The sequence below is a fragment of the Dolichospermum sp. UHCC 0315A genome, assembly GCF_008121535.1.
Lineage (GTDB): Bacteria > Cyanobacteriota > Cyanobacteriia > Cyanobacteriales > Nostocaceae > Dolichospermum > Dolichospermum lemmermannii.
Genome location: NZ_CP043056.1, coordinates 1634746 through 1648435 on the forward strand (window position 1 = coordinate 1634746; position 13690 = coordinate 1648435).

Genomic DNA, 13690 nt, shown 5'->3' on the forward strand with positions numbered 1-13690 from the left:
GGGAGAGAAAAAATGTCAAACAAAGCAGCAATCGCTCTTGCAACTCAATTACTTACAAGTTTCATCCCAGATGTACATAATTTTTTTATCAATGCCTTCGACAAGGTTGGGTTTGATCTAGACACCACAGGAAGAAGCCGTCATACCAAATGGATGGCGGAACAGTTGAGGGTGGGATTTTGGAATAATGGTTATGGAGGTGTTAACATTGCCATATGGAATATGCACTTGAACGAGGATCATCATTTCGAGAATATTTTAGTATCCGGATTGGAGCGCATGGGAAATGGAGGTGGATTTCGTTTCGTTGTTTTCCAGGGAGGCGGATGGTTGAGGAATAATGGGGATCGAGGGTATGAGAATTGGCTTTGTTCTGGTAATCAGTCAATAAAGAACAATGTAATTACTTTTAATCCGATCAATTAAACCTACTCAAGGTCTGAAAATCTGGTGCGATCGCTCAAAATCCATTGTTTTGTGCTTCCTTAACTGTGGTTAACTGCGATCTCATGGGTAAGTGCGATCGCCAATCTTGTAGGGTGCGTTAATGGAATGTAACGCACCTTATAACTTTGCTGTTTAACATCTTTGAGAAAAGCGATCTTTCTTGTGCTTCCTTCACTGTGATAGTGCGATCGCTGATATTGGGGAAATGCGATTCCTACGGAGCGCTTCGCTATCGCTCAATTTCCATAGTCTTGTGCTTCCTTAACTGGGATTAACTGCGATAGCGTAAGCGCTGACTTGTCAGTTCGCTAATATTGGGTTAGTGCGATCGCTCAATTTCCATTTTTTTGTGCTTCGTTAACTGGGATTAACTGCGATCACTAATGTTGGGTTAGTGCGATAGCGAAGCGCTCCGTAGGAATCGCTCAAAATCCATTGTCTTGTACTTCTTTAACTGGATTAACTGCGATCGCTAATATTGGGTTAGTGCGATCGCTCAATATCCATTTCCCATTTCCTTGTGCTTCCTTAACTGTGATTAACTGCGATTGCTAATGTTGGGGAAATGCGATAGCGAAGCGCTCCGCAGGAATCGCTCAAAATCCATTTCCTTGTGCTTCCTTAACTGCGATCGCTAATATTTGGTTAGTGCGATCGCTCAAAATCTATTGTCTTGTGATTCTTTAACTGTGATTAATTGCGATCTCATGGGTAAGCGATCGCTCAAAATCCATTGTCTTGTGATTCTTTAACTGTGATTAACTGCGATAGCGTAAGCACTGACTTGTCAGTTCGCTAATATTGAGTTAATGCGATTACTAGGTCGTGCTTTGCTATCAGTCAAATAGCTACCATCTAATGGCGTTTCAATGTCAAAGTTGGTGATAATATAGAAAAGAGAAACTCTTTAAATGTAAAATCTTGTATGACTACTCGGCTAGAAGTTGAATCAGTAATCAAGCAATTACCAGAAAGTGAAGTGCGATCGCCGATCCTGTAGGGTGCGTTAACGGAGTGTAACGCACCATATTTATGATTATTTACTGATTTTCGGTGCGTTACGCTGTCGCTAACGCACCCTACTAATCGTCCCAATATCCTTGAGGTTTTTCCTTTCTGCTATCTTTACCCCAATCGGTTGGATAAATTCCCTGAGCGATAAACCGATGAATACTGGAATACTGCCAATCTTGGGGATTTTCACACAATCCATGTCGAGCCGGATTATCATGAATATAATCACAATGGAGCGCAAAATCCCGTTCATCCCGAATTAAATGCTCCCAAAACCTACGTTGCCAAAGATTACTTTCTCCTCGCTTTTGTCGTGATTGAGAAACCTCCCGATTAACCCCTAATGCTTGTCCATAATGTTTAGTAACATAGGTTTTAATTAGGCGCAATCTCACCGACAAATATTTATCATCAGGGGGTAAAGTCCACAAACAATGAAAATGATCAGGTAATAAAACAAAAGCATCAATACAAAAAGGATATTTTTCCCTTACTTTTTCTATTGCTTCTCGGAGAGATTTTCTCCCTATATCAGTACAGAGCCAAGATTCTCTTTGATAAGTGACTTGTGTGATGAAATATGTACCTCCAGAAACATTAGGTCTTCTATAATTAGGCATTATGGAGTTAGTATGGGTGAAATTAAATTTATTTTTTATTTATTGTATTGTCATATTGCAAGCAGTTCGCTCAAAATCCATTTTCTTGTACTTCTTTAACTGTGATTAATTGCGATCTTATGGGTAAGTGCGATTCCTACGGAGCGCTTCGCTATCGCTCAAAATCCATTTTCTTTTGCTTCATTAACTGTGATTAATTGCGATCTCATGGGTAAGCGATAGCGAAGCGCTGCTGCAAGCAGTTCGCTTGTGCTAAAGTAGTTCTCAAGTTAATTCAAGATTGTGATGAGCCTGAGAAAGATATTGAAACAATTCTTAATAAAACTACCTTTGACTAATCTCGAATACCAAGTCAGATCTGTAAAAACACACATCAAACGCAAGAAAAAAGTTCATGTGTCCTAGTATTAACGGTGCATACTTATCTTGTGTCCAAGCAAAAGCCAAATCCACAGCAGGAAATTGTTCAACAGTGGCTTTCACAACTAATGCACGAGCTTCAAATCTAGCTAAATTACCGCCTAATGGCAAAGACAACCTTTGATTTTCCCAGACTGCGCCTAATGCTAATCCCATTTCATAAGGCAAGACATTAACACTAGAGCCAGTATCCAACAGACCCGAAACGTTCAAAGACTGATTTTGATACGTTAATGTCAGTGGTAAATAAGGAAGTGTACTTAATGCTCCAAGACTGGGATCTACCTCAGTGAAGGCAAATCTTACTTTATTAACCATGAGTCAATTCTTGTGTCTCTTTTAATGCTTGAGCTAAAATGGCAGCAGCCTCAAAAGAGTCATGTAAACCTTGTCTATGGACATCATCTTGAATAGACATCGGTACAATACCAGACTCCCTGAGCAACTCAGCTACAAGGAAATTAAGTAATAAAAGCTTATCGGAGTGAGATAATTGCCTAAGTATGGGAGCAAACTGAGTGGTTGTTAGCATAAGTTCAACGACAGATACAGATTCTAGTTTTTTGCACTCTGTCTCATTGTAACACTCTCTTCGGGGCAAATTTTCTTGTGCTTCCTTAACTGGGATTAACTGCGATAGCGTAAGCGCTGACTTGTCAGTTCGCTAATATTGGGTTAGTGCGATAGCGAAGCGCTCCGTAGGAATCGCTCAAAATCCATTGTCTTGTGCTTCTTTAACTACTTTAACTGCGATAGCGTAAGCGCTGACTTGTCAGTTCGCTAATATTGAGTTAGTGCGATAGCGAAGCGCCCCGCAGGAATCGCTCAAAATCCATTTTCTTGATCAACCAGGAGGAAATTTAACTTAAATAGAAATATGGGGACTTGATTAACTGATGTAAAAAACAAAGGAGGCTTTATGAAAGCTGTTGAGTTAGTAGGGACAGTAAACACAAATGGGCAGATTAATTTAGACCAAGCATTAACATTTCCTTACGGCAGTCGTGTTAAGGTTATTGTCTTATTACCTGAGTTGATTGATCAGGTAGACGGTGATCAGGAGATATTCCAACCAATAAGCCTAAACGACCCTAAACTAATTAATACATTAAAAATGCGGACTTTGATTGAGACAAGCTTAACTGATATGGCAAATGATCCAGAGATCCAAAGAGAGATAGGTCTAATTAATGCTGAGTTTGAAATCTCTGAACTGGATGGAATAGAAAGGTTATGAGCGTTCAGCGATCTGAAATTTACTTCGTCAATCTTATCCAGTTCAAGGTAGAGAACAAGCAGGAGAGCGTCCTGTTTTAGTGCTTTCTGTAGATGCTATTAATCAATTACCATTAGTTGTTACAGTAGTTGTTGGTACAAAAGGAACAAATATCACCAAAAACTACCCAACAAATGTGAGGTGTTTACCTGAAGAAACTGGATTATTAATCGAGACAGTATTTCTATGCTTTCAAATTCGTTCACTTGATTTAAAGCGTTTTCCTAGCCAGCCTTCTGGCAAACTCTCAGATGCTAAAATGCAGGACATAGAAACCGTAGTTCGCTATTGTTTGGGACTTTAGTCTCGTTTCAACAGCAGTCTGTGAAGTACGGTCTAACGGGGCTGTTAAACATCCAATATCCATTATCTTGTGCTTCCTTAACTATTATTAAATGCGATAGCGAAGCGCTGACTTGTCAGTTCGCTAATATTTGGTTAATGCGATAGAGAAGCGCTCCGCAGGAATCGCTTAAAATCCATTATCTTGTGCTTCCTTAACTGCGATTAACTGCGATCTCTGCAAATTATGGAATGCCAATTAACACTAATTTGTGTAAAAATAAATTTGTTAAGCATCATGATAAAACAATTATGCTTCAAGCAGCTTCAATTTATACACAAGGAAATGGAGAAAAATGGGATGAAAAAAAAATGTTTGATATTATGATTGAAGTGTCTAAGTCCTCTCTTAAGGCATTAGGTAGTGAAATATTTAACCAAATTACCAATAACTAATAATACGGGTTGATAATGGCAAGAAAAGTACAGCACTCTTTGTTGAAAAAAGCAAAACAAAACAAAAATGACGAGTTTTATCCCACATTCCGCACCCCAAACTGTCACAGATCAAAAAAGCCCTTAAAGTAGTACATAATAACTAAAGCCAATTCAAAAATTAAGATGCTTAATGAGAATAAGTAGCATTAAAAGGGACGTGGTGTGATAAAGTGAAACTTGGTAACAAAAGAAAAAAATGAGGCGATAACCAAATAAGAAATAATCGATGACAACAGAAGTATTAGAGGAAACTGTTGTGAAAGGGGTGAAATGAGCAACGGTACAGAAAGTTACGCTAAGGCTGAAACGATTACTGGATAAGCTTTTCAAAATTACTTCTCCAATTCTGATTTCTGCTCTGACTGTCTGTGGCGTTTGACAATATCATTGACCGTTGTCTTGCTAAGGTTGAGTTTTTCTGCAATTTTGCGGTAAGAATACCCATCACCAACCATCTGCAAAACTTTGGGACCCAACTTATCGGCTTTAATCCTTTGTCCCGGCTGTCTGCCAAATTTCTGACCTCGCGCTTTAGCAGCCGCCACACCCGAACGTACCCTTTCCCGCAGCAAATCCCGTTCAAATTCAGCCAAAGATGCCATGAGATGGGCAATTAATCTGCCTTGCGGTGTATTCAAATCAAATTGCAATCCAGTTTGAGCAATTAAGGAAACGTGCCAACTGTGCAAATCCTGCAAAGTCTCAATCAGATCAATGGTGCTACGTCCCCATCGGGTCATCTCTGTCACCAAGATGGCATCAATACTATGACTTTGAGCTAACGCCATAACTTTGGATCGCTCGGCACGATCATGTTTAGTCCCAGAAACTGTTTCTTTCCAAACGCCAATCACCTCGAAGTCTCCCATTTTATCCAAAATTCCTTCTGAGGAACAACGGGAAAAGCTTGAAGCCTTACTAGTACCTGATGAGAAAACTTGGTACACACAACTAGACCAGTTACGGCGAGCGCCAACTCGTCACAGCAGTCCCGCTTTGATTAATGCTTTAAATCGTCTAGTAAAAGTGCGTTCCCTGGGTATCAACACTTTAAATTTCTCTGGTATCCCAGCCAGCAGATTAAAAGCCCTTGCCCGCCATGCAGCAACAATTCGAGTTCAGGCGATTGCTCGTATGCCTTTTGAGCGAAGAATTGCGACTCTACTTGCCTTTATTCATACATTGGAAGCGGAAGCTGCTGATGACACCCTCGATGTGCTGGAATTGTTGATCAAGGATTTACTCTCCAAGTCAGTGCGGGATGGAAAAAAAGAACGGTTACGCACCATAAAAGACCTGGATACGGCAGCTTTACGATTGGGTGCAGCCTGTGCAGTGATACTTGACCCCAATTGTGAAGATAAAAGTGTGCGTGAAGTCATTTTTCAACTCATTCCTGAAGATAAGTTACAAGCGTCTGTGGCAAAAGTGGAAGAATTGGCCAGACCGCCTGAAGATGACTATTACCCAGAACTATTAAAGCGTTGGACAATTGTTCGCAGATTTCTCCCTTCACTGCTGCGGACAATTGATTTTCAAGCAACAATTGCTGGTCAGTCAATTCTGAAGGCTGTGGAATTTCTCAAAAGTATTGAGAAGAAAGCAAATCCCAAGATGGATACTGCTCCACTCAATGGCATTACTAAAGGCTGGTTACAATTAATTGTACAACCCAATGCAGATATTGACCGTCGTGCTTATACTTTCTGTACCTTAGAGCGATTGTGTGAGGGATTGCGTCGTCGAGAATTATTTATCACTCCTAGTATCCGTTGGAGCAATCCCCATGCCAAATTACTACAAGGGAAAGACTGGGAATCAGCTAGACCACAAGTTTGTCGCGCACTGAACCTGCAACCAACACCCGGTGCGGAACTGTCTAAGTTGAAACAGCAACTCGATTCGGCATTTCATCGTACTGCCAATAATCTGCCCAGCAATGCATCGGTACGCATCGAGCCTAATAAAAAAGGACGTGATACTTTAACAGTCACCAATTTGGATAAGTTGGAAGAACCTGCCAGCTTGAAAACTCTAAAAATACTGGTAGCAGAATTACTTCCCCGTGTGGATTTACCAGAAGCCTTACTGGAAATCCATGCCAAAACCGGGTTTATGGATGAATTTAACCACGGTAGTCAGGATAGCTCACGAGTAACTGATTTACACATTAGTGTCTGTGCAGTGCTGATAGCTCAAAGTTGCAACATAGGTCTGAAGCCAGTTATCCGGGCAGATATCCCAGCCTTAACTCGTAATCGACTGGCTTGGATACAGCAAAACTACTTTCGTTCTGAAACCTTGAAGAGTGCTAATGCACGGTTGGTCGATGCTCAAACTCAGATTCCATTGGCGCAGACTTGGGGTGGAGGAGAAGTCGCTTCGGCAGATGGCTTGCGTTTTGTAGTGCCTGTGCAAACACTAAATTCAGGACCCAATAGCAAATATTTTGGTCGGGGTCGGGGTATTACTTACTACAACTTTACTTCAGACCAGTTTACGGGTTTTCACGGTTTGGTGGTTCCTGGAACGCTCCGCGACTCTCTGGTTGTGTTGGTTGGGCTTTTGGAGCAACAGACTTCTCTTCGTCCCAAGGAACTTATGACTGATACAAGCGGTTATAGTGATGTGATATTTGGTCTTTTTTGGCTACTGGGCTACCAGTTTAGTCCTCGACTAGCTGATGTGGGGGAAGCTCGCTTTTGGCGTTTGGATTCGCTTGCAGATTATGGCGTTCTTAATGGAATAGCACGGCAACGGGTCAATACTTCTTTTATTGAGAATTATTGGGATGATATGTTGCGAGTTGCAGGTTCTTTGAAGTTGGGAACGGTGAGTGCAATAGATATTATCCGAACTTTATACCGAGGTGATAAACCTTCTGTTTTGGGTCGGGCGATTGGGGAATTAGGGCGTATAGCCAAAACTTTGTACCTATTGAACTATATTGATGATGAGGCTTACCGTCGTCGCATTTTGACTCAGTTAAATCGGGGTGAAGGACGGCATGGGCTGGCCAGAGTTATATTTCATGGTCAAAAGGGAGAGTTGCGCCAACGTTACCGGGAGGGACAAGAAGACCAACTTTCGGCTTTGGGCTTGGTGGTCAATGCTTTGGTACTATGGAATACATATTATATGGATGCTGCACTGGCTTCTATTGGCTCCCAACAGAGCATAAATCAAGAAGATGTAGCGCGGCTATCGCCTTTGGGACATTCTCACATCAATATGTTGGGACGTTATCATTTCTCTTTGCCTGTTGCCGTTATGCAGGGGGAAATGCGATCGCTGCGTGATCCAAACGACCCTAATGAACAGGATGATTAGAATGCCTGTGTAGTAACCGTTTCAGCCTTAGCGTAACTTTCTGTACCGTTGCTCATTTCACCCCTTTTACTTTAATTGATTAGTCTAACTTATAATTGTTTCTTGAATATCTTCTTTCGCTTATCTATTGACCTCTCCAGGTGGTGTGCATTCTTATTGCTTCTTATTGAGAATAGATTTTGATGACATTTTTGGTGATTTACTGTTTCTCAAATGCCTTTTTTCACTTTATCTGTTTGTTTTGATGCTCCCTTTGATTTTCATCTCCGTAATTTCCCTCTGTAACATTTTGGGGTGCGGAATGTGGGTTAGATTTTACTCCTACTGGTTCTGTTACTTTAGAAAATGAATTTGAAAAGGTCAAAAAAGAAGGTGATGAATCCTATGAATTGGGAGCAAATAGAAAACAACCTGATTTAGTGATTGAGGTGGTTGTTAGTAGTGAAGGAATTAATAAACTGGAAGCATATAAACGGTTACAAATTCCTGAAGTTTGGTTTTGGATGAATGATAAATTATTGTTTTATAGTTTAGGAAATGATGGGTATGAAGCTGTTAATAAATCGCAACTTCTACCGAGTTTAGATGTAGATTTATTGATGGGTTGTATTAATATGGAAAATCATGCTCAAGCGCTGCGAGAATTTCGAGGAGGGATAAAAATCACATAACTATTTGTAATAATTCCTCATCCTCAAAGAAATTAAAGATAATTCTACAATCATAATCTTATCAAGAGTTTGTTAGTTCCTCAATTAATTGTTCAGGAGTGATAATTCGCGGTGTCACGACAGGGAAATCTTGAGGATTACGGGTAATAATCCCATCTAATTGATTGACTACCGCAGTGGAGTATTGAATAGCATCTTCAAAATCCTTAAAATTGGTTGTGAAAGCCATTGTAATTACAGTCTGATTTACCGTAGCAATTTGACAGAAGGTAACTAATTGAGTTAAATAAGTAAGCGTCCAATCTCGACCTCTTGCTTTACGAATAATGTAATACAAATCACTAAAAGTTGAGGCTGAAATATAACCTGCAATTGTTCCTTTTTCAATTAGTGATAAAACTTGTTCACTTGCATCCCAAAAAGGTTCTCTTTCCAAGGCATCATCAATAATGATGTTAGTATCTAGTAAGACTTTCACAGGTTATGTTTCTCCTTTAAATATTCCCATTTAGCTTGGTCTGGATCAAAATCTGCTGGAACGGGTGGGGCATTTTCAAATAAACCCTGGAATGCTTTGATTCTAGATTTTCTTTTTGGTGTTTCTGGCACTGGTTCACTGGTTGGGGCTGTGGTACTATCAAGGGTATCCGTAGCTGGCCAGACTATTACTTCCACATTTCCGGGGGGTAAGTTCACGGGTTCGGTAATCAGCAAGTTACCAGATTGATCAATTTTTCCTTTGAGTTTGTATGCTTGCATGATGTTTTTTATAAGACTGTGTTTCTATATTATCTTGCGTTGAGCAAAATTCAATGTTCATTTTTCTAAAATTTGTCTGATTTGATCGCATCGCATATCCCCACATCACTAAAAACAGCGATTCCATGAAAGGTTGAATTTGGAGGTGGAAAAGTGGAAATTGTTGGGAAGTAAAAATTTAGAGGACTACAAACAACTTTATCACCACGATTAAGAATCTGGGTATAAATCATGGTGGTTGTGTAGCTTAACTTTGAATTCTCCCTATTTTATTTGTCAGGCAATGCTGTATAATATGGATCAATCAGAGAACAGAGTCATTGGTTCACGGAAGGGGAAAGATGAACTATGCAAAAGGAAAACAAGAAAAGATCCTTACGCGATATTGAATTTTGGTCGGATCATTCTATATCTAGATTTATTTTGACTGTTCCCGCACTAACTCTCTGCTTAGTTGTTGTGATTTTATCCATCGGTATCAATGATATTGCTGCTGTAGTGTTTAATCGCTTTCCCGTGTCTACCGTATCATCGGTACAATCTTTTTTTGCTTTACTAGGATCTAATATACCAATTATCAGAGTCGCTTTAGTTATCCCCTTACTACTGTTCGTAAATCCTAAATTTCGAGAGTTAACACCCACTGAAATTACTATTGCCAGTCTCGTTGCGCTCGGAGGCGGGTATTTCCTCGATCTATTGCCAGTCGAGACAGCTAATGGATTAATTCCCTCGGCATTCCTGCTTTTATGGTGCGTAGCTTGGGGGATTATCCAGTACGATTATCAGCAAAAATATAATAAAGAATTAAAAATTAGAGAATATTGGACTAAAGAGCGTATTCAAGAATTGAACAAACAATATAAAGACTTGCAAACAGCAGACTTTGAAATACATCAAGAGTTAAAGTCTTTACGACACGAATATAATCTATCAATTATCAAAGAAAAAGAGTTAAGTATTTTATCCATTTCTTCATTTGACCAACTTATTTCAAGAATCAGGAATAGAAATAGTAGTAATGAATTATTATATATGCCTTCTATTCTTTCCCAAGAAAGAATAGAAATACAATTAGAAATGGTAGGAAAAATATACGAAAAATCACCAACAAAAATCGAAGAAGAATTACTAAATGAATATTCATCGAACAGATCCAGATATATAACAAGTTCATTATTCTCATTGGGACAAGAAGAATTTAAAGAAGAAATTAAAAGACAATTAGAAAGAATAAAAACAATTAACAGTAGCTCATCAAGTGAAATTGAAGAAATCTTACGAAAACAATATCAAAAATTGAGTTTTTCTGATATTCTTGATTTTTTAAATATAGAATCTTCAAGGCTTGATATTAATTCTTATAATTTTAATAAAAAATTACAAGAAAAATTGCAAACAAAGGTACGGCGTAGAACTAACATTCTATCATTTTCTGTTGATAAAAAATTGGTGGAATTATGGTTTGAAAAGATGATAATTCAAGGAGATATTATAGTTTTAAATACACTGAAAAGCTTTTTGAATTCATCCACCTTTAAGATACCGTTCAACATTAGAAAAATTACCCTGAAAGCCTCTAGGGACACACTACGATTTTTGTTTGTTATTTCACTTCAAGCCTCAATCTTTTATGTTGTGAATTTCTGGATTTCAAGCCGAATCAAAGATTATTATCATTATTTTTTGGTCGGAAGTTTGGTAGTTTATCTTGGCGTGATGGCATTTCATCTAATCCATAGATGTTTGGTAGAAACTCCTGTCTTATCGGTCATTGAGAGGATGAGCGATTTCGCTTTCAATGGGCTTAAATGGCTCGATACTCCTTTTGAATATGCCATGTTTGTAAACAATTTGATCGCCGAAAAAGTTATACTTTTTACTGAGAGACAATATACCTTATCACTTCGCTCTCGCAACCCGCTCGTTTTGATCTCCCTCGCGGTTGCCAATATTTCAATTAGAACGATTCTGCTAACTATTCGTATCCTTATTTCAAGCCTGCGGATTGCGCTTAACTCTTTATGTTTTCTATTTTGTCGAGCGAGAAGAATACTGACTACTATTGTGATAATACCAATTTCGATCATAGTCTTTATTTTTTATAGTATTATGCCATTCTTTGGATTGGCGTGGAATGTTTTCGTCGAGATCAGTTTCTCTCTAGAGTCGAATCTAAGACGGCGTTACTTACAATGGGTTTTGTTAATCATTTGGGGTTTGAGTATTAACACGCTGGCCGGACTCATGGCGATTAGAATCTCTGGAACCTATCCCTGGATATCTTCGATCACTTTAGCCACACTAAGTGTTTCTTATCTTGTCTTTATGTTTTACGGTACTTTAGCGAACCACCGGACGATTGAGGAGGAATGGAATGATATCGTCGAGCCATTAAGTAACAGAATAGCAGAGTCTGTCGTCAGTTTTGTATTGATCTCTTGGGGATTGATCGGGATTGATCGAATTTTCCAAATCAACTATTTTAATCCGCAACCAGATCTGGTTGTCGGAACGATCATCCTGTTAGCTCCTACAATAATTGTATTTATCGCTGCTCTCGTTTCAGATTTGAGAAACAATCGCTGATATTGTAGTGCAATCGCTAATGTTGGGGAAATGCGATCGCTATTAAGTAGAGAATCTTAGCTTAGATTATCAAGGGATTGAAATAGGATCACATTAATATCATTTAAGGTAATATGAGAGAATGATTTAATAAATGGACTCGTATTTTACCCTTGATAATTCATATTTTACAAGAACCTGCAACACCTATCCAAATCAACGAGATGCTTCAAGCCAATCGTTTCTATATTAAAACAGCCGTAGATATACGCCATCAAATTTTAGCAGGTGGAGGTGAAATGCACTCTGACTGCGAAACTATTTTACTGGAGAATAGAAGTCAACAGCAGGATATTTGGGGCGCGAGTTGGAATCCTATTTCTCAAGAAATTTTCTATGAATCAATGGTAAATCTCCGGCCACGTCAAAATAGATCAATGGAAATTTTAGATCCGACAATTCGTGAACAAGTCAAACAAATCATCCACAAATTATTAGGAGGTTTATGAATAACTGGACTGTAGAACAAATTACCTTTCGTTGTGAACGTCTTTCTGTACGTCTGGAAAGATTAGCACAGAACTTTCTGCAAATGGCATCTCTCAGTTTAAATGAATTTAATGGAGAAGCGGTACTTGAGATTATTCGAGAAAGTAAAGTGTTTTTAGAATTGACAGCCATTGATTTAGATGTAGATAATGCCTTTAAATTAGCTCAAATGCAACGTCAATTATCTCGATGGCATATTCATTGGTTGTCAACTTGGGCAAGTGATTCTAGTCGTCTGGAAATTTCCACCTTGTCTCAAACCTGGGCAAATCGAATTAGGGAAATGGCAGGAGTTCTCGTTTAAGGTTTTTAAAAGGGATCGTAGTCTAGAAGTGTTAGATTTGCTGTTTAACATCCTTGAGAAAAGCGATCGCGCAAGCACTGACTTTCTTGTGCTTCCTTCACTGGGATTAATGGCGATCGCTCATTACTATAGAAACAACCAAGCACACTAAGATTCAGTATTATTCTTCAGGCAGCTTTTTGAGAATTTTCAGAGGATGGTTTAGCCAGAATTGGTTCAATATCCTGGCTTTTGTCTCTTTGGATAAATTCATCTAGTAATTGAAAAAAGTAATCAAATGCAGCTTTTTCATCAATACAGGTGAGTAAAATAATTTTATCCCAAGCGTTAACCGTATGGATAGATAAGCGGTTTTGTAGCCAAGGTTGAAAGTTTTTATGAAAATCACTTTCAGTTTCAGTATTAGTAATACCTAATTCAGAGCGAGAAAAGCGATATCCCAAGATAAACATTCGTAAATTACTGATAGATGCTGTTCCCAAATATAACCCTGGTTTGGTTTTAATTTTTTCGAGTAAGTTAAATAATGTACTCATTGAGTTTAACTCCATTAAAAATTTTCAAAATTCTTCTATTACTTCTATTTTAAACTCATTAGATAGAGAAATAAAATCTTGAACCCAGTCATCTGGGTATAGTCCTTGTCGGGAAAGGTTGTCGAAAATTTTGCCAAAAACTTCAACACCGTAATGAACGCCATTTTCCGTAATAGTTTCAAAGCAACCTTGTTTTTCTAAGCGATAACTCAAAATAAAATCTTCATTATCGTATATGGTCGAAAGTCGCCAAAGTTTACCAGAAATTTTACGTTGTTTTAACCACTGTTTGAGTGTCTTGGCACATTCTTGACAATGAAGTAATGGAAATCGAATGACAAGATTACCAATTGCTTGATGAATTTCGGTAATGGCTAAATCATCCGGTAAATTAGTCAGAAACAGCACCTCCTAAA

17 protein-coding genes are annotated in these 13690 nt (G+C 38.6%); 9 read left to right on the forward strand and 8 right to left on the reverse strand.

The annotated features are described in order from the left end of the window. Positions 1-12 precede the first annotated feature (12 nt). Positions 13-426, forward strand: coding sequence for a hypothetical protein (locus BMF77_RS07720; RefSeq protein WP_148761890.1), 414 nt, complete (start codon positions 13-15; stop codon positions 424-426). 1103 nt (positions 427-1529) lie between these two features. On the opposite strand, the gene BMF77_RS07725 is transcribed toward BMF77_RS07720, so the two are convergent. The 3 genes from BMF77_RS07725 to BMF77_RS07735 form a co-directional block, all read right to left on the reverse strand. Next, a complete protein-coding gene (locus tag BMF77_RS07725; RefSeq protein WP_015079363.1) occupies positions 1530-2081 on the reverse strand; it encodes a transposase in 552 nt (183 codons plus the stop codon). A gap of 324 nt (positions 2082-2405) precedes the next feature. After that, the gene (locus tag BMF77_RS07730; protein WP_015079364.1) at positions 2406-2819 is read right to left on the reverse strand and encodes a hypothetical protein; all 414 of its coding nucleotides are present in this window, start codon (positions 2817-2819) and stop codon (positions 2406-2408) included. Continuing rightward, positions 2812-3033 (reverse strand): hypothetical protein, encoded by a 222-nt coding sequence (locus BMF77_RS07735; protein ID WP_015079365.1) that lies wholly within the window; start codon positions 3031-3033, stop codon positions 2812-2814. Before BMF77_RS07735 ends, BMF77_RS07730 begins: the two co-directional genes overlap by 8 nt. A 387-nt stretch (positions 3034-3420) precedes the next feature. Between BMF77_RS07735 and BMF77_RS07740 the strand changes: the two genes are divergently transcribed. The 3 genes from BMF77_RS07740 (at position 3421) to BMF77_RS07750 (ending at position 4515) form a co-directional block, all read left to right on the forward strand. Beyond that, complete coding sequence (locus tag BMF77_RS07740; RefSeq protein WP_015079366.1) at positions 3421-3738, forward strand: hypothetical protein; 318 nt, start codon at positions 3421-3423, stop codon at positions 3736-3738. 79 nt (positions 3739-3817) lie between these two features. Beyond that, a complete protein-coding gene (locus tag BMF77_RS07745; protein WP_246863083.1) occupies positions 3818-4081 on the forward strand; it encodes a type II toxin-antitoxin system PemK/MazF family toxin in 264 nt (87 codons plus the stop codon). Positions 4082-4293: 212 nt separating this feature from the next. Continuing rightward, positions 4294-4515 (forward strand): EcoRI family type II restriction endonuclease, encoded by a 222-nt coding sequence (locus tag BMF77_RS07750; RefSeq protein ID WP_256370350.1) that lies wholly within the window; start codon positions 4294-4296, stop codon positions 4513-4515. 374 nt (positions 4516-4889) lie between these two features. On the opposite strand, the gene BMF77_RS07755 is transcribed toward BMF77_RS07750, so the two are convergent. After that, a complete protein-coding gene (locus BMF77_RS07755) occupies positions 4890-5426 on the reverse strand; it encodes a recombinase family protein (RefSeq protein WP_148761892.1) in 537 nt (178 codons plus the stop codon). Between BMF77_RS07755 and BMF77_RS07760 the strand changes: the two genes are divergently transcribed. Next, positions 5350-7887 (forward strand): Tn3 family transposase, encoded by a 2538-nt coding sequence (locus BMF77_RS07760; protein WP_246863084.1) that lies wholly within the window; start codon positions 5350-5352, stop codon positions 7885-7887. The two genes, BMF77_RS07755 and BMF77_RS07760, sit on opposite strands and share 77 nt — an antisense overlap. Positions 7888-8276: 389 nt before the next feature. Next, positions 8277-8558, forward strand: a complete 282-nt coding sequence (locus BMF77_RS07770) for a Uma2 family endonuclease (protein ID WP_246863085.1) — start codon at positions 8277-8279, stop codon at positions 8556-8558. A gap of 61 nt (positions 8559-8619) precedes the next feature. Here the strand turns inward: BMF77_RS07770 and BMF77_RS07775 are convergent, their stop codons facing one another. Further along, on the reverse strand, positions 8620-9036 hold the full coding sequence (locus BMF77_RS07775; RefSeq protein WP_148761894.1) for a PIN domain-containing protein: 417 nt from the start codon (positions 9034-9036) through the stop codon (positions 8620-8622). After that, entirely contained in the window at positions 9033-9317 is a 285-nt protein-coding gene (locus tag BMF77_RS07780; protein ID WP_148761896.1) for a hypothetical protein, read from the reverse strand. Before BMF77_RS07780 ends, BMF77_RS07775 begins: the two co-directional genes overlap by 4 nt. Positions 9318-9665: 348 nt before the next feature. Between BMF77_RS07780 and BMF77_RS07785 the strand changes: the two genes are divergently transcribed. The 3 genes from BMF77_RS07785 (at position 9666) to BMF77_RS07795 (ending at position 12738) form a co-directional block, all read left to right on the forward strand. Continuing rightward, positions 9666-11906 (forward strand): hypothetical protein, encoded by a 2241-nt coding sequence (locus tag BMF77_RS07785; protein ID WP_148761898.1) that lies wholly within the window; start codon positions 9666-9668, stop codon positions 11904-11906. A gap of 203 nt (positions 11907-12109) precedes the next feature. Then, positions 12110-12394 carry a DUF5674 family protein gene (locus tag BMF77_RS07790; RefSeq protein WP_148761900.1) on the forward strand — a complete coding sequence of 95 codons (285 nt, stop codon included), beginning with the start codon at positions 12110-12112 and terminating at the stop codon, positions 12392-12394. Further along, positions 12391-12738, forward strand: coding sequence for a hypothetical protein (locus tag BMF77_RS07795; RefSeq protein WP_148761902.1), 348 nt, complete (start codon positions 12391-12393; stop codon positions 12736-12738). Before BMF77_RS07790 ends, BMF77_RS07795 begins: the two co-directional genes overlap by 4 nt. 167 nt (positions 12739-12905) lie before the next feature. Here the strand turns inward: BMF77_RS07795 and BMF77_RS07800 are convergent, their stop codons facing one another. Together BMF77_RS07800 and BMF77_RS07805 are read right to left on the reverse strand one after the other, a co-directional pair. Then, entirely contained in the window at positions 12906-13274 is a 369-nt protein-coding gene (locus tag BMF77_RS07800; protein ID WP_148761904.1) for a hypothetical protein, read from the reverse strand. Between the two features lie 24 nt (positions 13275-13298). Beyond that, a complete protein-coding gene (locus BMF77_RS07805; protein WP_148761906.1) occupies positions 13299-13682 on the reverse strand; it encodes a papain fold toxin domain-containing protein in 384 nt (127 codons plus the stop codon). Positions 13683-13690 lie beyond the last annotated feature (8 nt).

Bases quoted from the DNA above. Each gene is read 5' to 3' on its own strand.
- BMF77_RS07720 (WP_148761890.1), top strand. From the start codon at position 13: ATGTCAAACAAAGCAGCAATCGCTCTTGCAACTCAATTACTTACAAGT.
- BMF77_RS07725 (WP_015079363.1), bottom strand. From the start codon at position 2,081: ATGCCTAATTATAGAAGACCTAATGTTTCTGGAGGTACATATTTCATC.
- BMF77_RS07730 (WP_015079364.1), bottom strand. From the start codon at position 2,819: ATGGTTAATAAAGTAAGATTTGCCTTCACTGAGGTAGATCCCAGTCTT.
- BMF77_RS07735 (WP_015079365.1), bottom strand. From the start codon at position 3,033: ATGCTAACAACCACTCAGTTTGCTCCCATACTTAGGCAATTATCTCAC.
- BMF77_RS07740 (WP_015079366.1), top strand. From the start codon at position 3,421: ATGAAAGCTGTTGAGTTAGTAGGGACAGTAAACACAAATGGGCAGATT.
- BMF77_RS07755 (WP_148761892.1), bottom strand. From the start codon at position 5,426: ATGGGAGACTTCGAGGTGATTGGCGTTTGGAAAGAAACAGTTTCTGGG.
- BMF77_RS07780 (WP_148761896.1), bottom strand. From the start codon at position 9,317: ATGCAAGCATACAAACTCAAAGGAAAAATTGATCAATCTGGTAACTTG.
- BMF77_RS07785 (WP_148761898.1), top strand. From the start codon at position 9,666: ATGCAAAAGGAAAACAAGAAAAGATCCTTACGCGATATTGAATTTTGG.
- BMF77_RS07790 (WP_148761900.1), top strand. From the start codon at position 12,110: ATGCTTCAAGCCAATCGTTTCTATATTAAAACAGCCGTAGATATACGC.
- BMF77_RS07795 (WP_148761902.1), top strand. From the start codon at position 12,391: ATGAATAACTGGACTGTAGAACAAATTACCTTTCGTTGTGAACGTCTT.
- BMF77_RS07800 (WP_148761904.1), bottom strand. From the start codon at position 13,274: ATGAGTACATTATTTAACTTACTCGAAAAAATTAAAACCAAACCAGGG.